This is a genomic window from Brochothrix thermosphacta DSM 20171 = FSL F6-1036 (assembly GCF_036884295.1).
GTDB classification, from domain to species: Bacteria; Bacillota; Bacilli; order Lactobacillales; family Listeriaceae; genus Brochothrix; species Brochothrix thermosphacta.
Map to the genome: position 1 here is coordinate 2,046,403 of NZ_CP145608.1, position 20,046 is coordinate 2,066,448.

At 37.6% G+C, this 20,046-nt stretch carries 20 protein-coding genes and 5 tRNA genes; 4 read left to right on the forward strand and 21 right to left on the reverse strand.

Going from position 1 to position 20,046, the window contains the following annotated elements; genetic code table 11:
- Nucleotides 1–96 precede the first annotated feature (96 nt).
- From V6S17_RS10225 to V6S17_RS10235, 3 genes are all read right to left on the reverse strand, one after another.
- A complete protein-coding gene (locus V6S17_RS10225) occupies nt 97–1,089 on the reverse strand; it encodes an acryloyl-CoA reductase (RefSeq protein ID WP_029091399.1) in 993 nt (330 codons plus the stop codon).
- A 2-nt stretch (nt 1,090–1,091) separates the two neighbouring features.
- On the reverse strand, nt 1,092–1,577 hold the full coding sequence (locus V6S17_RS10230; RefSeq protein WP_051535966.1) for a GNAT family N-acetyltransferase: 486 nt from the start codon (nt 1,575–1,577) through the stop codon (nt 1,092–1,094).
- Between the two features lie 210 nt (nt 1,578–1,787).
- A complete protein-coding gene (locus V6S17_RS10235; RefSeq protein WP_211250352.1) occupies nt 1,788–2,948 on the reverse strand; it encodes an MFS transporter in 1,161 nt (386 codons plus the stop codon).
- A 233-nt stretch (nt 2,949–3,181) separates the two neighbouring features.
- Here V6S17_RS10235 and V6S17_RS10240 point away from each other — a divergent pair, with 233 nt between their 5' ends.
- Entirely contained in the window at nt 3,182–3,628 is a 447-nt protein-coding gene (locus tag V6S17_RS10240; protein WP_029091397.1) for an Lrp/AsnC family transcriptional regulator, read from the forward strand.
- 22 nt (nt 3,629–3,650) lie between these two features.
- Here V6S17_RS10240 and V6S17_RS10245 read toward each other — a convergent pair whose 3' ends face one another.
- The 9 genes from V6S17_RS10245 to cdaA form a co-directional block, all read right to left on the reverse strand.
- Nucleotides 3,651–4,568 carry an NAD(P)/FAD-dependent oxidoreductase gene (locus tag V6S17_RS10245; RefSeq protein ID WP_029091396.1) on the reverse strand — a complete coding sequence of 306 codons (918 nt, stop codon included), beginning with the start codon at nt 4,566–4,568 and terminating at the stop codon, nt 3,651–3,653.
- A gap of 125 nt (nt 4,569–4,693) precedes the next feature.
- Nucleotides 4,694–5,086 carry an RrF2 family transcriptional regulator gene (locus V6S17_RS10250; RefSeq protein ID WP_029091395.1) on the reverse strand — a complete coding sequence of 131 codons (393 nt, stop codon included), beginning with the start codon at nt 5,084–5,086 and terminating at the stop codon, nt 4,694–4,696.
- 95 nt (nt 5,087–5,181) lie between these two features.
- Nucleotides 5,182–6,201, reverse strand: a complete 1,020-nt coding sequence (locus V6S17_RS10255) for an NADP-dependent oxidoreductase (RefSeq protein ID WP_029091394.1) — start codon at nt 6,199–6,201, stop codon at nt 5,182–5,184.
- 447 nt (nt 6,202–6,648) lie between these two features.
- Nucleotides 6,649–8,457 (reverse strand): glutamine--fructose-6-phosphate transaminase (isomerizing), encoded by a 1,809-nt coding sequence (gene glmS, locus V6S17_RS10260; protein WP_029091393.1) that lies wholly within the window; start codon nt 8,455–8,457, stop codon nt 6,649–6,651.
- A 369-nt stretch (nt 8,458–8,826) separates the two neighbouring features.
- Complete coding sequence (deoB, locus tag V6S17_RS10265) at nt 8,827–10,011, reverse strand: phosphopentomutase (RefSeq protein ID WP_029091392.1); 1,185 nt, start codon at nt 10,009–10,011, stop codon at nt 8,827–8,829.
- A 41-nt stretch (nt 10,012–10,052) separates the two neighbouring features.
- Nucleotides 10,053–10,610 (reverse strand): sugar O-acetyltransferase, encoded by a 558-nt coding sequence (locus tag V6S17_RS10270; RefSeq protein WP_029091391.1) that lies wholly within the window; start codon nt 10,608–10,610, stop codon nt 10,053–10,055.
- A gap of 205 nt (nt 10,611–10,815) precedes the next feature.
- Nucleotides 10,816–12,165 (reverse strand): phosphoglucosamine mutase, encoded by a 1,350-nt coding sequence (gene glmM / locus V6S17_RS10275; RefSeq protein WP_029091390.1) that lies wholly within the window; start codon nt 12,163–12,165, stop codon nt 10,816–10,818.
- Nucleotides 12,166–12,206: 41 nt separating this feature from the next.
- Nucleotides 12,207–13,349, reverse strand: coding sequence for a CdaR family protein (locus V6S17_RS10280; protein WP_036027208.1), 1,143 nt, complete (start codon nt 13,347–13,349; stop codon nt 12,207–12,209).
- Entirely contained in the window at nt 13,346–14,155 is an 810-nt protein-coding gene (gene cdaA, locus V6S17_RS10285) for a diadenylate cyclase CdaA (protein ID WP_051457393.1), read from the reverse strand. The genes V6S17_RS10280 and cdaA overlap by 4 nt, the downstream gene beginning before the upstream one ends.
- Before the next feature lie 213 nt (nt 14,156–14,368).
- On the opposite strand from cdaA, the gene V6S17_RS10290 reads away from it, so the two are divergent.
- A complete protein-coding gene (locus V6S17_RS10290) occupies nt 14,369–15,004 on the forward strand; it encodes an SDR family oxidoreductase (RefSeq protein WP_029091388.1) in 636 nt (211 codons plus the stop codon).
- A gap of 176 nt (nt 15,005–15,180) precedes the next feature.
- On the opposite strand, the gene V6S17_RS10295 is transcribed toward V6S17_RS10290, so the two are convergent.
- From V6S17_RS10295 to V6S17_RS10315, 5 genes are all read right to left on the reverse strand, one after another.
- A tRNA-Lys gene (locus tag V6S17_RS10295) sits at nt 15,181–15,253 on the reverse strand.
- Between the two features lie 9 nt (nt 15,254–15,262).
- Nucleotides 15,263–15,337 (reverse strand) — tRNA-Gln (locus tag V6S17_RS10300).
- Nucleotides 15,338–15,346: 9 nt separating this feature from the next.
- Nucleotides 15,347–15,427: transfer RNA gene (locus tag V6S17_RS10305), tRNA-Tyr, on the reverse strand.
- Between the two features lie 31 nt (nt 15,428–15,458).
- Nucleotides 15,459–15,531, reverse strand: a tRNA-Val gene (locus V6S17_RS10310).
- A 30-nt stretch (nt 15,532–15,561) separates the two neighbouring features.
- Nucleotides 15,562–15,633: transfer RNA gene (locus tag V6S17_RS10315), tRNA-Glu, on the reverse strand.
- A 229-nt stretch (nt 15,634–15,862) separates the two neighbouring features.
- Between V6S17_RS10315 and V6S17_RS10320 the strand changes: the two genes are divergently transcribed.
- Nucleotides 15,863–16,348 (forward strand): GNAT family N-acetyltransferase, encoded by a 486-nt coding sequence (locus V6S17_RS10320; protein WP_036027207.1) that lies wholly within the window; start codon nt 15,863–15,865, stop codon nt 16,346–16,348.
- A 12-nt stretch (nt 16,349–16,360) separates the two neighbouring features.
- On the opposite strand, the gene V6S17_RS10325 is transcribed toward V6S17_RS10320, so the two are convergent.
- Entirely contained in the window at nt 16,361–17,260 is a 900-nt protein-coding gene (locus V6S17_RS10325; RefSeq protein WP_157679097.1) for an NAD(P)-dependent oxidoreductase, read from the reverse strand.
- 92 nt (nt 17,261–17,352) lie between these two features.
- A complete protein-coding gene (locus V6S17_RS10330) occupies nt 17,353–17,634 on the reverse strand; it encodes a hypothetical protein (protein ID WP_029091386.1) in 282 nt (93 codons plus the stop codon).
- Nucleotides 17,635–17,799: 165 nt separating this feature from the next.
- Here V6S17_RS10330 and V6S17_RS10335 point away from each other — a divergent pair, with 165 nt between their 5' ends.
- A complete protein-coding gene (locus V6S17_RS10335; RefSeq protein ID WP_154657734.1) occupies nt 17,800–17,973 on the forward strand; it encodes a hypothetical protein in 174 nt (57 codons plus the stop codon).
- Between the two features lie 71 nt (nt 17,974–18,044).
- Here V6S17_RS10335 and V6S17_RS10340 read toward each other — a convergent pair whose 3' ends face one another.
- Nucleotides 18,045–19,385, reverse strand: coding sequence for an MATE family efflux transporter (locus tag V6S17_RS10340; RefSeq protein ID WP_029091385.1), 1,341 nt, complete (start codon nt 19,383–19,385; stop codon nt 18,045–18,047).
- Nucleotides 19,378–19,983: a TetR/AcrR family transcriptional regulator gene (locus tag V6S17_RS10345; RefSeq protein WP_029091384.1), complete on the reverse strand. Its 606-nt coding sequence runs from the start codon at nt 19,981–19,983 to the stop codon at nt 19,378–19,380. Before V6S17_RS10345 ends, V6S17_RS10340 begins: the two co-directional genes overlap by 8 nt.
- Nucleotides 19,984–20,046 lie beyond the last annotated feature (63 nt).

Consider the following 20,046-nt stretch of genomic DNA (forward strand, 5'->3'; position numbering starts at 1 on the left):
AGCTTATTTGTAGATAAGTATGAAGAGTGTTACACCATTGATATTAGTCGTTATCACTTCGTTTTACAACCGCTCTTTCAATTTGTCCTAAAATGTTCACAGTTTCACAAGGTACCGTCCAACTGCTTGCCCTTTTAATAAGGTTGGCAATACTGTTGGTAAATCTTCTAATGTAATTTCTTCATCAATCAACTGTTCCAAATTTTGTGGTTTTAAATCAGTCGCTAAACGTTGCCACAAAGCGCGTCGGTCTGTGCTTGGAAATTCAACTGAATCAATTCCCAATAGATTAATCCCCCGTAAAATGAAGGGGAAAACCATCGTTGGCACGGCAGTTCCTGCTGTTAATCCACTTGCTGCTACACTGCCACCATACTTGATTTGACTTAAAAGCGAGGCTAATACTTCTCCACCAACTGTATCAACTGCGCCCACCCATTTTTGTGTGCCTAAGGCTTTTATCTTCCCATCATAAACCGCTTCACGCGAAACGACTGAGCTTGCTCCAATTTTTTGAAGAAACGCTGTTTGTTGTGCTTTACCCGAACTAGCGACGACATTGTAACCTTTATCGGCTAGTAAAGCGACTGCCATACTTCCAACGCCGCCTGTTGCACCTGTAACCAGTACTTCTCCTTGTTCTGGTTTCAAACCATTAGCTTCTAAACGATCAATCGATAGTGCAGCCGTAAACCCAGCTGTGCCATAAATCATCGCTTCTTTCATGGTTAATCCTTTCGGTAACGGTATCACCCATTCAGCAGGTAAAGCTGCATATTCACTGTAACCACCGAAATGAGAAACACCAATTCCATAACCCAATGCGATGACTTCATCTCCTGCTTTAAACGCGGCATTTTTTGATGAGACGACTGTTCCAGCAATATCTACACCTGGAATAAACGGATACTCTTTCACAATATTACCATTCGGAATCGTGGCTAAGGCATCTTTATAATTAATGCTTGAATAGGCCACCTTAACAAGCACATCTTCTACTGGTAGGTCTGCAAAAGTAATTTCCTCAATACCTACTTTAAAAGAATCTGCTTGCTTATCAACGATAAGTGCTTTGAATTTTTCTGTCATGTTTAGCTGCCTCCTTCAATTTTATGTACCATCTTACGACTATAAACCATTTGCTCACCTTTTATACCCCTAATACGTTGCGTTGTATCTTTAAAACCGCACGCTTGATATAATTTGATTGCTGGATGGTTCAGACAATTAACCAGTAATATAATTTCAGTAATGTTCGGAAAGTGCTTTTCAAGGTAGAATGGCAATGCCATCAATGACTGTTTGGCGTACCCTCTTCCCTGATAATTTGAATCGGTAGAAAAAGAACGCAAAAGAATAGCATTCGAATTTTCTGTATAAATTTGGACTGCGTCTCCAACTGACAAACTAAAAAAAGTAACAAGCTGTTCATCACTGATTGTTAAGACAGAAAAACGTTGACTATCGTCCTTTGCCTTTTGCACACAAACGGTCGGCAATTCAGTAAACCGCTGATGTTCTTCTAATAGTTGATAAGCTTCAATGTGTTTCTGATAACTAGGTGTATAGGCTTTCAACTGAATGATAAGCGTCCCCCCCCTCACATAATTACAGTATAACTTTTCTAAAAGCAAAATCAAAGGTGCCTGCCTTATACAAGACTAACGACACCTTTGACTTCTATTTTAATCCTTCTTGCTGTTTTATTCTACTACCTATCTGTTCAAGGAGTGAACACTTCCAAACAATTATTATGCTGTTTTAATCTTAATAAGATGCCCCTATTTTCACTTAGAAAAACCGGCTTTAGAGGCTGCGCCAGAAACAACCAATGCCCCTAATATAAGTACCAACATTACCCATGCAAAAGAAGCAGCGCCATAGTCATTTAACAACAACGCACCAATAATCCCAGCAATACCAATTCCTGAATTCCATGCTGTGACTAGCATGGACTGTGCCACATTAGCCGATGCTTGACCAACATCAGCAATCGCTGTTTGTAGTAATGTCGGTGCGACACCAAAAGTTAATCCCCATAATCCCATTGAAATACCAATTAGTATAGGTGTTGTCGTATACAACCCAAATAAAAGTGCGCCCAAAGCAAAGATAGTTAATGAACTCAACACCAATATTCGTAAATGTCGATCGATTAATACCCCCACTAAAAACAAGCCTACGATTGTAGTAACACCAAAAATAAAGAGCATCACATCTACACGCGCTTCCAGTCCACCTAAAGTGAGATAAGGCCCAATATAGCTGTAAAGGATATTATGCGCAAGCATCCAAGTAAAGGTAACAAATAGAACACTCCGCACGCCCGGCAATAATAAAACTTGTTTTAACGTCGTACGTTGTCCGACGGGTTGTCCCTCAAAATTAGGCATGTTAAGACTAATCCATATCAATAAACCAGCTGCTATAACTGATATAGCAGCAAAGATAAATCGCCAGCCTACTAGATTACCAAAAAAGGTACCTATTGGGACGCCTAATGCTAAAGCTAGTGGCGTTCCCAACATCGCCACAGCCATCGCGCGTCCCTTTAATTCATAAGGGACTAAACGTCGTGCATAAATGGCAACAATCCCCCACAAAACACCCGCTACAACACCCACTAAAAAGCGTGCGATTAATAACACGGTATAATTTGTAGCGATAGCTGTAATGCTATTGAAAAGTAAAAAACCAGCGATACAAGCTAATAATAGTGGTTTACGAGACCAAGTTTGTGTTAATGCTGTTAATGGCATTGCTGTAAGAACTGATCCTATCGCAAAGACTGTGATAAGTTGACCTACTCTTCCTTCCGATATAGCTAGACTATCGCTCATAGGTAATAATAAGCCCGCCGGTAATGTCTCTGTTAAAATACAAATAAAACCTGATAATGCCAAAGCCAATAATGGCGCCCAAGGTAAACGTTGTTGCTTTTCTCCCATAATAAAACCCCTCTTCTTTTATATCAATGATTGACGATTCGAAAATCAACATCGTCTATCCATTATACGAGGGAAAAAGCTAGTTAAGAATCGCTTTTTAACGGAGTTTTAAATAATAAACCGTTAAATACAAAGTATTTCTATCAAAAAACCTTTAATCTCTAAAACAGTAATTTAATGGTGTATCATGCTATACTTACGGTATTTTAAACCTAAGGAGTGAAACGTCCACTATGGATACTATTGATAAAGAAATACTAAAACACTTACAAACAGACGCTCGTCTTTCAATGACAGCCATTGGGAAACGCGTTAATTTATCACAACCCGCTGTAACCGAGCGTATTAAACGTTTAGAAGAACAAGCAATCATTGATTCTTACCAAGCTGTCATCAACCATGAAAAAATTGGCAAACCACTCGTGGCATTTATTATGTTCCGCACATACAGTTGCGATAACTTTTTGGCATTTTGTGAAACCTGCCCAGAAATCAGTGAATGTCATCGTATTAGTGGTGAATATAACTATTTAATAAAGGCTGTGGTGAGTGAAACAAAAGCGATAGAACGATTGGAAAATGAGTTGATTCCATTCGGATGTGCCTCAACACTTGTATCATTATCCTCACCGATTCCTTCCAAAATTTTACTACCTGAAGATGCGTTTTTAAAACATTAAAAGATACATCTTAACTCTTTATTTATAGACTTTTTTGATATTTAGCACTGATTGAATCCATATTAACTGCCGTAGCCACTAGATTACCATCTGCTGCTGCAAGCATCAATGAACTGGACTTTAATGTTCTGTATTCACCAGCAACATAAAGATGAGGGATTGTTGTTCGTCCTTGATCATCTGTAATAATTTGTTGGTTATTATCAAAATCACACCCAAGTTCTTCAGCAAAAGTAACCGAACGTTCATAGTCAGGCACAACAAAACCACCTTGGCGCTCAATGCTACGTCCTGTTGTAAAAGTTATCGCTTCTAACATCCCCTCTTTGCCTATTAAACTAGCAATTGGCGTGGTCTCAATTTCTATACCATGCCTTTCAAACAAATCGTTAGTTTCATTTGATACAGGCTGTCCATTAGTAGCGATAATTAAATCATTTGTCCAATTACTCACTAACTGTCCAAGATGACGAATAGTGCCTTCATTCTCTGCAATCACAACAAGTGCTTTATCTCGCAAAGGGTAAGCATCACAGTAGGGGCAACTGAATAAAGAACGCCCATAATATTGTTTGATCGGTAATTTCATCGAAAAACGTTCTTGAATACCAGTTGCCAATACCACACGTTCTGCTAAACAACGTCCACCTGCAGTGGTTTCAATCAAAAACTGATGAGCCATGGTCTGTTTCAGCTCTATAACTGTTTCAGAAACCACCCTCACATTCTCGTAGGCGTCAACATCTTGACGTGCCTTATCACGCAACTCGCTTGGCGTAATACCATCACGTGTTAAAAAGCCATGTGATTTTTGTGTCACACGGTTACGATTGGTACTATTATCAAACACGACGACTTTTTTTAATGATATACCCAAATAGAGCGCTGCACTTAAGCCAGCCGCGCCACCACCAATAATTGCAACTTCAAATTTCTCCATTCTATTCACTCTCGCTTTCTTATCGTGGATATTAAAGACTCTTATTATCCATGATTAGCATAAAAGAAAAAAGCGCACGCGTCAACCATTGTCGCTTTTCTTAGTCACACCTTTAGAACCAGAAATTATTTTATTTGATGGGCAACATCGATAATTCGTTTTTGTTTAAGCTGCCGTTCCATTTCAGTCTCTGCTTCAAGCATCACTTGATGTACCAAACAATGTTCACCATGCTGTGGATCACATTCAAATAATGATGCTTTCCCTTCAATTGCTTGAATCACATCGAGAAAAGAGACATCATTTTTATTTGCAGCTAAACTATAACCACCCTGTGCGCCAGAACTTGAAAGAACTAATCCTTCTTTTACTAACTTTGCTAATATTTTTGATAAGTACGTCGTTGATACACTTAATTCAGTCGCTAAGCTTTGCACCCCAATACTTGTTTTCTCTGTTTTATTTGCTAAGGAGAGCATGGCATGTAATGCATAGTTTGTCGCTTTCGAATACTTCATTGTTCATCCCTCTTTCTTACATCATTTCGCATAACTCCAGTATAGAACAAAATTGTCGTTATTTATAGTGAGGGGACTAACTACATTTCAAAATGCTAACTTCCCGAAAGATGCCCCTTTACTGTAATAACGACTTTTCCTTTCGTCTTACCAGCCTCAACATAATCCAACGCAGCCTGTGTCTCTTCAAAAGTGAAAATTTTATCTATAATAGGTTTGATGACACCTTTTTCTATCAAATGAGTAATTTTTTCCAATTGAATACCGTCGGCACGTTTCATAAAATAGTGATAGCTCACCTCATGTTTCTTCGCTAATGAGTGCACTTTGCGTGCATTAATTGCAAGCGCTAACTGAATCGCTTGTGGCAACTCTTCTCTTTTAGCAAAAGCTTTATCAGGTATGCCTGCAATTGAAACGATTTTTCCTTTTGGCTTGAGAATTGAAAAAGCCTTGATAAGATCATCGCCACCTCGTGTATCAAATACACCATCATAATTAGTTAATTGTTTGCTAAAATCAGTTGTTTGATAATCGATAAAAAGGTCAGGATGTAATGAGTTTATCAATTCGCGCCCTCGTGGACTACCTGTTGTCGCCACATAAGCACCTAAGTGTTTTGCGATTGGAATCGCAACAACACCCACACCACCAGCACCCCCTGGAATAAAGATTTTTTGACTGGGTTGAACATCCAACCATTCAGTTAAAGCTTGATAAGCCGTTAATGCTGTCAGTGGTAATGAAGCGGCTTCTGTAAAGCTGAGATTACTTGGTTTCAAAGCCGCGTATTGTTCTCCAACGACAAAATACTCTGCAAAACTGCCCCAACGGTCGGCACTCGCTGCCCCATAAACTGCATCACCCTCTTTAAAACGTGTCACCTCTACACCAATCTTCGTAATAATACCAGCAAAATCATTGCCTAATGTTAAGGGCAATTTTTTAGGACGCACAGCTTTTAATGCACCGTCACGTAATTTGTAATCAACAGGGTTCACGCTAGCCGCATAGACTTCAATTAAAATATCATGAGCGCCAACAGCAGGTGTTTTTACCTCTGTTAAAATAACTTTTTCATCTTTGCCGTATTGACTAATTTGCATTGCTTTCATTCCGCTTCACTCCTATCAATTTATCGTGATTAAAGCTTTTAATTTCTACAATGCTAAGTGTAAAACAAGTAGGGATTGAACGCAAAAATAAGAACTTCATTCAAAAGATACATAATGAGATAAATGACTATAGTATTTTGACGATTTTAAAATTTTTTATTACATTCATTTAATTAATGATAATGTTAAATTAACAACGTTATCGGTTGATACACGATTTCAATAAATATATAAACAAACTACGGTTGGAAAGGCATTTGTATCTTCGGTTTTACTATTAGTTTTTTAGCAATTATATTTTGGTTAACCACTTACAACACTACCAAAAAGCTTATAAAATAGCTTCTCTTCAAGATTAAACTACCTAAAAATAAGCTAAAATAAAATTGTCGTCAAAAAAAAACCTTTTAGATAATAACACATCCAAAAGGTTTTTTAAAAATAACTCTATTCTACTGTCACTGATTTTGCAAGGTTACGTGGTTTATCAACATCACAGCCGCGTGAAAGCGCTGCGTAATAAGCAAATAATTGCGTAAAGACAACAGATACAAGTGGTGTTAATTCAAGTGCAGTGTTTGGGATAACAAACGTATCGCCAGTTTGAGCCAATTCTTCCGTCACAACAATCGCTACTTTAGCGCCACGAGATTGTACTTCCGAACAGTTACTACGAATTTGTAATTGTGTATGAGGTTGCGTCACCAAAGCAATCACTGGTGTATCATCTTCAATCAAGGCGATTGTACCATGTTTTAGTTCACCACTTGAAAAGCCTTCTGCTTGAATATAAGAAATTTCTTTTAATTTCAATGCCGCTTCTAAAGAGACAAAGTAATCAACGCCACGTCCTAAGAAAAACGCGTTACGTGTTGTTGCAACATAATCTAACACCATTTGTTGGATTTGCTCTTTCTCATCAATGATTGTTTGCATAGCATTAGCTACAATACCTAATTCATGAGCCATATCATGCACTTGAACAATATCTTGAGCTTTGCCTAGAGTTTCAGCCAGAATGCTTAATACAGCTACCTGAGCTGTGTATGCTTTAGTTGATGCAACAGCAATTTCAGGTCCAGCATGTAATAACAATGTATAGTCTGCTTCACGTGATAACGTCGAGCCAGGTACATTTGTTAAAGTAATTGCGGGATGTCCTAATGCTTTTACTTTAACAAGGACTTGACGGCTATCTGCTGTTTCACCACTTTGCGAGATGAATAAAAATGCTGGTTTTTCAGATAATAAAGGCATATCATACCCAAACTCACTTGCCACAACCACTTCTACAGGAATGCCCGCTTTTTCTTCAATCAATTTACGACCAATTAAACCTGCGTGATAACTTGTTCCACATGCTACGATGTATAAACGGTCAGCGTTGATAACAGCAGCTTGTAAATCTTCTGCAATCGTAAACGCACCTGTTTCATCTTGATATTTTTGAACAATACGGCGAATAACACCTGGTTGCTCATCGATTTCTTTCATCATATAATGCGGATACATACCTTTTTCAACATCGTCTGCATCAATTGAAGCTGTAAACGGTGCACGTTCAATGGCTTCATTTGTTGTTCCACTAAAAAGTTGGTATCTCTCTGCTGTTAAAATACCATATTCACCATCATTAATTTCAACAAATTGATCGGTTTCTTTGATAACAGCCATAGCATCACTTGCGAGCATATTGCATTCAGCAGCTACACCGATTAGCAATGGACTTTTATTTTTAGCGAAAAAAAGTTCTCCTGGACGTTCACTATCAATTAAACCAAACGCAAATGAACCATCCAAAACATCTAACACATTACGGAAAATTTGTTCTGTTGATAAACCTTTTTCAGCAAATTTATCCATTAATTGCACAACAATCTCTGTATCTGTATCGCTTTGTAATGTAACCCCGTTTAAATACTGTTCTTCTAACTGACGGTAATTATCAATAACACCGTTATGAACAATCGTAAAACGACCTGATTGTGATTGATGTGGATGCGCATTTTCTTCATTTGGCACACCATGTGTCGCCCAACGTGTATGTCCAATTCCACAAGTACCAGTAGCGTCATTAGCTACGGCTTGACGTAAATCAGCGATACGTCCCTTAGTCTTAGTCGTAATAACTGTTTGATCATCAGCTACAAGGGCAATCCCCGCTGAATCATAACCACGATATTCCAATTTTTCTAAACCATCCAACAAAATATTTTTTGCATTTAACTTTCCAATATAACCAACAATTCCACACATCTTATAATTCCTCCTAAAGTGTATTAAACGCTTCAAGAAAGACCGTTGTTTACTCGGTTCTTGTGCAAACAGTCACCTGCTTGTTTTAACCTCGCATATCGACCCCAACAGGCCGGAAAGTATCCGCCGATTCCTCGATAACTTTCTCCTCGTCTACTTATTTAACTATAAGTACTGGCGCTAGCAATTAAGCTTTCAATAAATTGGTACAGTCTTAAACGTTTTATGTAACAAAGTAAATTTTACACCAATACGCTTATCAAAGTCAATTTTATTCATTATAAAATAAACAAAAAAGACATAATTCTATGTAAGAATTATGTCTTTTTATCAATTGGTATAGCTCAATTCCGATGACTAATGGAAATACTAGTTTAAATCACCTAAAAAGCTTTTTCCGTATGCTGGCATTTTAACACCAAAATTATCAGAAACTGTCGCTCCCAAATCAGCAAATGTTTCTCTTAATGCTAATTCACCGTTTCCTGTTAAGTTTTTCCCATAAACCAATAACGGTACATATTCACGTGTATGGTCTGTGCCTTTGTATGTCGGATCATTCCCATGATCGGCAGTGATAATCAAAAGATCATCCTCTTTCATGTTGGCGAATACCTCAGGTAAACGAGCATCAAATTCTTCCAATGCATCACCATAACCAATAGGATTACGACGGTGGCCATATACCGCATCAAAATCAACTAAGTTTAAGAAACTCATACCATGGAAATCAGATTTCAACACTTCAACAAACTTATCCATTCCATCCATGTTTGATTGTGTGCGGACTGCTTTCGTTACACCTTCGCCATCAAAAATATCTGAAATTTTCCCAATAGCGACAACATCTAAACCACCATCTTTAACATGATCCATAACTGTTTTATCAAATGGTTTGAGCGCATAATCGTGACGATTTGGCGTACGTGCAAAATCTGCTGCATTTGTCCCTAGATAAGGACGCGCAATAATACGTCCAAGCATATACGGGTCTTCACGTGTGATTTCACGACAGTACTCACAAATGCGGTACAATTCGTCTAATGGAATAACCTCTTCATGGGCAGCAATTTGCAACACTGAATCAGCTGATGTATAAACAATTAATGCACCTGTTTTCAATTGCTCTTCACCAAGTTCTTCTAGAATTTCTGTCCCACTGGCTGGTTTATTACCAATAACTTTTCGACCTGAGAAAGCTTCGATTTTTTCAATTAATTCATCAGGAAAACCATTTTCAAAGACACGGAAAGGCGTATCAATAAATAACCCCATGATCTCCCAATGACCTGTCATTGTATCTTTACCTGCTGATGTTTCTTGCATTTTTGTATAATAACCAAGTGCTGTTTCTGCTTTAGGAACGCTTTGTATTTCTTTAATATTCGAAAGACCTAAATCTGCTAAGTTAGGAACAGTTAAGCCGCCTTTTTCACGAGCTATATGCCCAAGTGTATCAACATCAAAATCACCAAATTCAGCTGCATCTGGTGCTTCTCCAATACCGACTGAATCCATTACAACTACATGTATACGTTTGAATTTTTCACTCATTTTTAAAACTTCCCTTCATTTTAAGTAATATGCCATCTTCATTATACTATGTCTTTTAACTTTTTAGCAGGATTTCCACCCACAAGTGTATTAGCTACAACGTCCTTGGTTACAACAGAACCTGAAGCAATGACTGCATTATCTCCAATTGTAACACCTGGATTAATAATAGCGCCGCCACCAATCCAAACATTGTTGCCAATATTAATTTCTTTGCCAAATTCAGCACCTGATATTCTTGTCTGTGCATCTAATGGGTGTGTTGCTGTGTAGAGATGAACCCCCGGCGCCAACATGCAGTTATCACCGATACGAATGACACACACATCTAAAAAAACACAATCAAAATTGGCATAAAAATCAGCACCAACATGGATATTATACCCGTAATCACAACGAATATTAGGTTCAATATAAGTATTTGTATCTGATGTTCCTAATAATTGTTTTAACAATGCTTTTCGTTCTTGGATGTCTATCTCCGATGTAGCGTTATATAATCGTGTTTTCGTTCGTGCTTGTGTTCGTTCAAAGACAAGTTCTGCATCCATTGAATTGTGCAGCTTGCCCGCTAACATTTTTTGCTTCTCAGTTAGCATTATCATACCTCCTTATTAACTTTCTACTCTCTCATTTTAACATATAAAACGCTTTCATCACATCGTTTGAACAAATTCTCTCTAACAGTTTTTACTTTTGTTCACATCGCTTTCATCAGTTGCTTTCGATAGCTCATCATCGTATGCATAAAAAAAGGGCTTCCTGCCAAAACTGTCAGCAAGAAACCCATTATATTTTATAATCCTATAAACCCATTTCTGTTTGTACAACTGCTACAATTTTATCGCAGTAATTTTCACAATCTTCTTCACTTGCCGCTTCAACCATAACACGTACTAACGGTTCTGTTCCTGAAGGTCTAACAAGGACACGGCCTTTATCGCCCATCAAAGCTTCTACCTCAGCAATAACAGCTGCAACAGTTTGGTTATCAGTGACATGATGTTTATCGGTTACACGCACGTTTACAAGCTTTTGCGGGTATTTATCCATTTGTTCAGCAAGTTCTGACATCTTTTTGCCCGATTGTTTTAAAATATCTACCAATTTGACCGCTACAAGCATACCATCACCTGTTGTATTATGATCTAATAAAACGATATGACCTGATTGTTCGCCACCAAAATTGAAATTATTCTTACGCATTTCAGCAACAACGTAACGGTCACCGACTTGAGTCATTACATCGTTAATACCAGCTTCTTCTAAGCCACGATGGAAACCAAGGTTGCTCATGACAGTTGAGACAACTGTGTTGTTTTTCAACAAACCTTTTTCAGATAAGTAATTACCAATGATAAACATTAATTGGTCACCATCAACAATATTACCTTTTTCATCAACTGCAATAATACGGTCACCATCACCATCAAACGCTACACCAACATCCGCTTCATTATCAACGACAAAACGTGCCAAAGCTTCTGGATGTGTCGAGCCAACACCATCATTAATGTTTAACCCATCTGGTGTAGAAGCCATTGTGAAGATATCAGCATCTAAGTCAGCAAACAATCGGTTAGCAAGTTGACTCGTTGCACCGTTAGCCATATCGATAGCTACCTTAACACCTGTAAACTCTTCACTTGCACAAGAACGTAGGTATTGTAGATATTTTGCTGAGCCTTCATAAAAGTCTTCAACTGATCCTAAACCATCGTCACTCGGGCGTGGTAGAGTATCCTCCGTTTGATCAAGCAACGCTTCAATTTCAAGTTCAGCTTCATCACTCAATTTGAAACCATCAGGTCCAAAAAATTTAATCCCATTATCCTGTACCGGATTATGTGATGCAGAAATCATAATACTTGCAGCAGCATCTTGTACGCGCGTTAGATAAGCTACACCAGGTGTCGAGATAACACCAAGACGCATTACTTCACAACCAACTGAAATAAGACCGGCAATTAGTGCCTGTTCTAACAACACACCTGATATTCTTGTATCACGACCTACAAGTACGCGCGGATGTTTTGTATCTGAGTGCTGCGTTAATACATAACCTCCAAAACGACCTAATTTAAAAACTAGCTCCGGTGTTAATTCTTGGTTAGCTACACCTCGTACGCCATCTGTTCCAAAATATTTACCCATTTTTTATTTCGCTCCTTTAAATTAATCCACGTTACAACTTATTATTCCGTTGTTTCTGAGGATGTATTAGTTTCTTTATTTTCAGTTTCACTATCAGACGTTGTTGCTTCATCAGTTGTGTTATTTTCAGCCTCTGTGTTTGTGTCTGTTGCTTTTTTTTCGCTACTTTCAATTACTTCTTCATTCTGTTCATTTGTTTCTTCTCTCACATTGTTTACTTTTTCCCCTGTACGAATTGTTACATTAATTGTTGGTGCTGAAACTAACTTTATGCCATCAGGCACCTGTATGTTAACTTTTTTTATGATATTACCACTCACATCACTCACATCACTGACATCAACTGGTACTTCGAGCGATTTTATTTTATCGAGCTCTTTTTCATCACCTTCTAAAGTGACTTGTGAAACATTAGAAGTCAAACTAGAAATAGTCAGATTGTTTTTTGGCTCTCCCTTTTGAATTAATGAAATCGGGATGCTTTTACCTGATTTTGAAATCGGTACTGTAATTTCAACAGACTTTTTACTTAATTGAACATTCGTGATTTTATTATAGTTATTATCAAGCACTGTTAAATTCGTTTTAATCGTTGTTGTCTCATTTAACGGTTGCTCAGATGTAACCTTAGCCTTTACAGCTGTAATATTTAAAATTGTATCTCGTGGTCCAGTCACCTTGATTTTATCGACATCTGAAGTAGGCGTTCCAGATTTATAGCCCGTAGCAATAAGCTGTGGTGATATTTCAGGTTCGACATTAAATTCCTTGGTGATTTTTTCTTGAATCGTTACAGTAATTTCAGCAGGCGTAACAGTCGCTTCGATACCCTCTGGTAAATTAGTCGGTTCCAGTTTGACTATCTGTGTACCTACAGATACATTCTGTAAATCAGCAACAACCGAAAAATCACCTTGCTGTTCCATCGCTTTAATTACATTGCGTGAACCTTTAACTTCCATTGTTACCTCTGAAGGCACACCAGAAATAACGATACCATCTGAATCATTTAATACCTTAACTTGAACACCAGTAATGACTTCTGTATCATTGCCTAACAAAGACAGGCCACTCTCTTGTGTTTTACTTGCTGTAGAATCTGTTGTCACACTGTAGAGTACAAGCGTTAAAACCAATGCTAACACTCTTAATGCCCAACGACTCGATAGTATGCGGTCAATCATTTTTTACGCCCCCTTTTTGGGAATATCCATAGGGTTTGTTTGCTCTCTTGTTTTTCGAACGTTTTTTCAAGATACGCTCGTAAATCGCTTAAACTTAACTCTTGTTGCATTTTTCCATTCATTGTTGTTGAGATGCCACCCGTTTCTTCTGATACGATGACTGTCAATGAATCCGTTACTTCAGAAATCCCCATCGCAGCACGGTGACGTGTTCCTAGCGATTTAGAAATCAACGGACTTTCTGATAAGGGTAAATAACCTGCTGCTGCTGCAATCTTATTATCCTTAATAATAACGGCACCATCATGTAAAGGCGTGTTGGGTATGAAAATATTGATGAGTAATTGTTCGGAAATATCAGCATCTAAAGGAATTCCCGTTTCAATATAATCATCTAACCCCGTCGTTCTCTCAATTGAAATCAATGCACCAATACGACGCTTAGCCATATACGAAACAGCTTTTTCAATTGATTCAATCAAATTCATACGTTCTTTCTCAGCTTGGTTTCTCTTACGTCCAAAAATATTTCCACGACCAATTTGTTCTAATGCACGTCGCAGTTCGGGTTGGAAAATAATAATAAACGCTAAAAATCCCCAAGTAAGTGCTTGATCTACTAACCATTCAATTGTTTTTAACTCGAAAAAACTACTCAAAAGTTTAACGATAACAATAATTAAAATCCCTTTAAGTAATTGCACAGCTTTAGTGCCACGCACAAGTAAGATGATTTTGTAAATCACAAACCAGACGACAAGTATATCAATTATACCCGCAATTCCCGGTAAATGTGATAGCAACATAAGCCTTCCTCCAATAGCTAATTAGTTAAACAGTTTCTTATTAAAAAACTCTTCTCTATTATATCATACTCTTTAATATCTTTCGGGTGAAACCAAAAGCCTTTAATTCTAAGATACTTTTCCACTTTTATCTATTGTAATAAGCACAATTTTTGGATGTATCTTAAAAAGAGCTTACAATAGAAGTATTACACATAGAAAGTAGGTATAAAAATGAATGTCTTAGTTATTGGAGCAAATGGTCAAATTGGGCAACAATTAGTTGCTAACATTGCAAAAAAAACAAAACATACGCCCTTCGCAATGATTCGTGATGAAAAACAGCGAGGTCACTTAGAAGCATTAGGTGCTGAAATTATCATTGGTGATTTACTCGAAGATTTTAGTTTTGCCTACAACAATATGGATGCGGTTATTTTCACAGCAGGTAGTGGTGGCAAAGGCGGTCCTGAATTAACAAAAAAAATCGATCAAGAAGCCGCTATTAAAGCCGCCACCATTGCCCAAGAAAAAGGCATACAACGCTTTATACTTGTCAGCACTATCCACTCCGGTGAAAGTGATAAAGTGCCTGAAGCGCTCGCTTACTACATGGAAGCAAAAGGTATTGCTGATCAAGCTGTTCTTGCAAGTGATTTAGCCTACACCATAGTAAGACCCGGCACATTAACAGATGACGGTGCTACGAACAAGTTTGCGACTTTTACAAACGAGGGCAATAATGCAATTACTCGTGCTGACGTTGCGTCATTCCTTACAGCAATTCTGTTCAAGGAGAATACCTACCGTAAAATTTTAACGATTCGTAATGGTGAACTTTCCTTATCGGACTATTTATTGAACATGTAACCTTCTATTATTGATTAAAGCATTGGTGATAACTCATCAATGCTTTTTTTATAAAAAAAGACGATTACAAGTTTTAGCACTAATCGTTGACTGTGTATCCCTATTATTTTTTCATCCTAATTTCTATGTGATAAAAAAAGACAAAAAAATACCTCGGCTACTGCCGAGATACTATATGAGCCGTGCTGGGCTCGAACCAGCGACCCTCTGATTAAAAGTCAGATGCTCTACCAACTGAGCTAACGGCTCTTATTATAATGGCTGGGGTGGCAGGGATCGAACCTACGCATGATGGAATCAAAATCCATTGCCTTACCGCTTGGCTACACCCCATTATAAGAGTGGAGGAGAGTGGATTCGAACCACTGAACCCTAAGGAACGGATTTACAGTCCGTCGCGTTTAGCCACTTCGCTACTCCTCCATATAAAATTAAAGTTGTTTTAAAAAAACAATGGGGGATGACGGGCTCGAACCGCCGACCCTCTGCTTGTAAGGCAGATGCTCTCCCAGCTGAGCTAATCCCCCTGCTGCTAAATATAACTAATATATAAGCAATGACCCGTACGGGATTCGAACCCGTGATACCGCCGTGAAAGGGCGGTGTCTTAACCGCTTGACCAACGGGCCTAAGATTTTTTGATGTGTCATTTGTTCCTTAACACAAAATCTATTATATAAAGAATAAACACATTTGTAAACCCTTTTTAACAAAATAAATCTTTTTCTTTTTTAAAATAGCTTTTACCCTTGATGTATATGGGTTCCTTCTTTTATATAATTTTCCAAACTCTCTTCTAAAAGCCCTTTTTTTGTTAAATCTGATATAATTTTATATAACTTAAAGGAGCTGATTATAGTGAAAAATTTAACGATTCGAAAAATACAAAAAGAAGATTATCCACAATTAGTTGCAATTGAAAATAGTGTGTGGACTGTCGAAAACACCCCGGGGATTGTTCACTATAATAATACTTCTGAATATATGAGTCGTTACCCTATTGGATCAAATTTTGTCGCTGTCGACGAAAACAATCATGTTCTAGGTGTTTTACAATATGAAAACGCGACACCCTTACCCACAAGTAATAAAACACTGAGTTTAAGTATCGCCGTTTCTCAGACAGCTCAAAATGCTGGTGCTGGTTCCGCTTTAATGAACCGTGTAAAAGACTATGCACGTGAACATAATTATAGAAAGCTAACACTACGTGCTTTAGGATCAAATGCACGCGCATTAGCTTTTTATCAAAAACATCAATTTGTGATTGAAGGACATCTCAAAGATGAATTTTATATTGATGGAAAATTTGTTGATGATTATTTACTCAGTTATTTTCTGTGAAAATATGTAAGTTTACAACACTCGGTTTTGAGGTTCTTCACCGTTCAATACTGCGGTTAAGTTAGCCACTGCATCACGTTCCATTCGATTTCTCGTTGCCAATGTAGCTGAGCCCATATGAGCTGTTACGACCACATTATCCAACGTTAATAGCGGATGATTTTGATTGATCGGTTCTTTCTCAAATACGTCAAGACCCGCACCGGCAATTACACCTGTTTTTAAAGCCTCATACAGCGCTGTTTCATCCACTGTTTTACCTCGACCAACATTAATGAAAAAAGCACTATCTTTCATTTTCGAAAAAGTTTTTTCATTCATTAAATGATGTGTTTCTTCACTGTATGGCGCAAGCATGACAACAAAGTCAGCTGCCTCTAAAAAACCATCTAAATCAGGGTAATGTTTGGCATCATATGCGACTTCAGCATTTTCATGACGAGATCTAGTATGATAAATAACATCCATTCCAAACCCAGCATGAGCGCGTTGTGCCACCGCTGTGCCGATGCGCCCCAATCCAATAATACCGATTGTTTTCTGATAAACATCTGTTCCGTAAAGGCCTGTTGCTGTATCGAGGGGGCCTTTTACCCATTCATTAGCCCTTATAGCACGATCAACAGTTGTTATCCTACGTGCCGCTGCAAGTAATAAGCCCATCGCTAAATCTGCCACAGTTTGAGTTAGTGCATCTGGCGCGTTAGTAATACTCACCTCTGCTTTATCAAAGGCATTCCAATCAAGCGTATCAAAACCAGCTGTTATATTACTTACTACTTCTAATTGAGGCATTTTTTGTAATTCCTCTGCACCCATTACAATCCCTGCACCTAAAAGACCATTTACAGTTGGAAGAGCCTCTTCAAATTCTGCTTTTTGCGTGGTTAAATAATCTGGTAAGTATTTCACGTTAAAACTCTTTTTCAATTCTTATAATAAATGCGTTTGAATTGTTCGATAGACAATGATATTCTTCATTTTCTTCTCCTCCTCAAGCAAATTTATTGGCGCACAAACAAACCTGCGTCGTTGTAATCAATAACAATATTAGCTACTTTTTCATTAAGTTCTTTGTTCCAGGCGACATTTAAATACCCATTAATTGGCATCACAATATCATCTGGCAAAGGCGCTTCTAATGACAATGAAAGGTGATGATGGGTTGCGTCACCGTGTTCACTCCCACAATCACACGAAGAGTCAAACACACAGATGGTGTCTAACGCTTCGTAAGCTGCTAATATTGGTGCTAAAAAAGCTTGTGCTTCATCTGTTACTTTCACAATATCCCTCCTCTATGACTACGTTCTCTTATATTATAAGCACTGCTTAAAGTGATAGCAACAGCCGTGCATTCAGGTTTGACAATTTTAAGCTTTTACCTTATGATTATCATTATGACAACATCAGGATAAGCAGTTCAAACCTGTCTAAGAGGAGGGAGTCGTATGAAATGGTTCGGCATTATATTATTAATCGTTGGTCTTGCCGCCATCTCAATTTCATTTAGCATTGCACACATCACTGGTTTAATTGTATGTGTAGCTGGCTTTTGCTTTGTTATTATCGGTACAATTCTATTATTTAAACATCAACCAAAAAGAACCAATCGATATTATTAAAAAAAACATCATCTGTACTTTTTTATAAATAAAAACGACTACTCCATATGGAGTAGTCGTTTTTTTATTTATTATAACGCCGTTAATTTATCTTTGCGCTTGATAAATATAAAGTAAACACTGAGTAAAATACAGATAATAAACTCTGCAATTGGTACCGCTAACCAAACACCTACTGTACCTAATAACGGTGTTAAAACAAGTAAGAATATAATAACCAACACGAATTCTCGAATAGCCGTAATAAAAATCGCAAAATTCACATGGCCACTTGTTTGCATAAATGTAATCAATACAAAGTTAGTTCCCATAAATAAATAGGCGAAGAAGAATATACGAATACTCTCAGTTCCTAACGCAATTAATTCTGGCGTAAATGAACCAAATAACGAGATAATCTGTGTCGTGAACACTTGACCTATAACAATAATCACAAGACCAATGATCACTGATGACGTAATCCCATACTTCACAATCGCTTTTTGTTCCTTATACATTTTCGCACCTTGATAATACGAAATAAGTGGTTGTGTTGCTGAACTTAAACCTAGGAATAGTAATAAGGCGATACTGTGTGTGTAATTCACAATCGAAAATGCCGCCGCACCCATCGTTCCAGCTGCACTTACAATCGCAATGTTATATGCAATCGTGAAAACTGAAATTCCCATTTCAGCTAAGAAACTCGGGAAACCGATATAAAAGAAACTCTTTAAATACCAATTGCCTTTAAATTTAAAATTAAACTTCAAATTATTAGATTTGTGCACAAAATGGGTAAGTAATACGAGGATACCTACTGCTGCAGCGATAATCAAACCTAATGCCGCAGACATAATGCCCCACTTCAATACAATCAAGAAATAGTAATTCAAACCAATATTAACAACAGCAGTAACAATTAATACAATCATCGCTAACATCGGAGAACCATCGTTTCTAACGAATAAACTCAACATATTCTCTAAGGTTAATACAAATCCGAATAGTAAAAAGATATGTAAATACTCTGATGCCATGGGTGTAATTTCTGCATTTGCACCCAACCATGATAATAAATTATCACCTAATAATCCTAAAGTTGAACTCACTACTATTGATATACTAACAATTAAAAACACTGCTTGAGTGAAAATTGTCTGTGCTTTTTTTCTATCACCCTCACCCATTGCTTGTGAGTATCGAGTCGTCGCTCCTACACCAATCCATAATGACATTGCAACATAAAAACTGTACACTGGAATAACGATATTAACTGCTGCTAAAGCAGTTGCGCCTAAAGCATGACCGACAAAAACACCATCCATCACGACATTTATCGCCATCAGCATCATTCCGAACATTGAAGGTATCGCATATTTCGCAAATACCAACAATGGATTTTTATCTTTCATAGCATCTAATTTATTCATTGTCTCCTCCTTCAAACCCATTAACATCTGTTTCTATTTTTTTAAGATATATCTCTAAGAACAATTTAAAAGCAGACATTATCTGCTCATCGCTTTCTTGACGCATTGTATCTGACATGCCATAAAGACTGCCAACGATGAGGTTCACATGCGTATTCATCTGTCCCGTTTCGATATTATAGTACCCTTCACTCACACCGCGAGACAATATAAAAGCAATAGATTCTTGATCGCATTCGACCCAGCGTTCCTTTTCTTTCTGCTTAGAATCTGCATCACCTAAAAATTCATCAAAGGCTTTGCGTAAGGGATGGCGTAAATCTTCGTAAATAAACACATGAAAAAAACCTTGTAACTGCACGCTAGGATGACAAGTTTCCGCTTTAATCCGTTCCCAAGTGACAACCCATTCATCTTCCCAGTCTTTTAAAATGATTTCGAAAAGGGCTGCTTTACTTTTATAATGATACAAAATATTGCTACGGGTTGTCCCCACTTCATCTGCTATCATTTGCAACGATGCGTCGTTATAACCTTTCTCAACAAAAAGACGCTGCGCCGCTACTAGAATCGCTTGCTTTTTCAATTCTTTTTTCATGAATTAACCTCCTCAAAAAAACTGACCACCTGTTCAGTTTATGATATTTATAAAAAAATGTCA

Coding starts and splice junctions, on each gene's coding strand:
- V6S17_RS10225 (WP_029091399.1), bottom strand. CDS start 1,089: ATGACAGAAAAATTCAAAGCACTTATCGTTGATAAGCAAGCAGATTCT.
- V6S17_RS10240 (WP_029091397.1), top strand. CDS start 3,182: ATGGATACTATTGATAAAGAAATACTAAAACACTTACAAACAGACGCT.
- glmM (WP_029091390.1), bottom strand. CDS start 12,165: ATGGGTAAATATTTTGGAACAGATGGCGTACGAGGTGTAGCTAACCAA.
- glmS (WP_029091393.1), bottom strand. CDS start 8,457: ATGTGTGGAATTGTTGGTTATATTGGAAAGTTAAATGCAAAAAATATT.
- V6S17_RS10250 (WP_029091395.1), bottom strand. CDS start 5,086: ATGAAGTATTCGAAAGCGACAAACTATGCATTACATGCCATGCTCTCC.
- V6S17_RS10345 (WP_029091384.1), bottom strand. CDS start 19,983: ATGAAAAAAGAATTGAAAAAGCAAGCGATTCTAGTAGCGGCGCAGCGT.
- V6S17_RS10245 (WP_029091396.1), bottom strand. CDS start 4,568: ATGGAGAAATTTGAAGTTGCAATTATTGGTGGTGGCGCGGCTGGCTTA.
- deoB (WP_029091392.1), bottom strand. CDS start 10,011: ATGAGTGAAAAATTCAAACGTATACATGTAGTTGTAATGGATTCAGTC.
- V6S17_RS10340 (WP_029091385.1), bottom strand. CDS start 19,385: ATGAATAAATTAGATGCTATGAAAGATAAAAATCCATTGTTGGTATTT.
- V6S17_RS10290 (WP_029091388.1), top strand. CDS start 14,369: ATGAATGTCTTAGTTATTGGAGCAAATGGTCAAATTGGGCAACAATTA.
- V6S17_RS10255 (WP_029091394.1), bottom strand. CDS start 6,201: ATGAAAGCAATGCAAATTAGTCAATACGGCAAAGATGAAAAAGTTATT.
- V6S17_RS10235 (WP_211250352.1), bottom strand. CDS start 2,948: ATGGGAGAAAAGCAACAACGTTTACCTTGGGCGCCATTATTGGCTTTG.
- cdaA (WP_051457393.1), bottom strand. CDS start 14,155: ATGTTGCTATCACATTTACCGGGAATTGCGGGTATAATTGATATACTT.
- V6S17_RS10280 (WP_036027208.1), bottom strand. CDS start 13,349: ATGATTGACCGCATACTATCGAGTCGTTGGGCATTAAGAGTGTTAGCA.
- V6S17_RS10335 (WP_154657734.1), top strand. CDS start 17,800: ATGAAATGGTTCGGCATTATATTATTAATCGTTGGTCTTGCCGCCATC.
- V6S17_RS10270 (WP_029091391.1), bottom strand. CDS start 10,610: ATGCTAACTGAGAAGCAAAAAATGTTAGCGGGCAAGCTGCACAATTCA.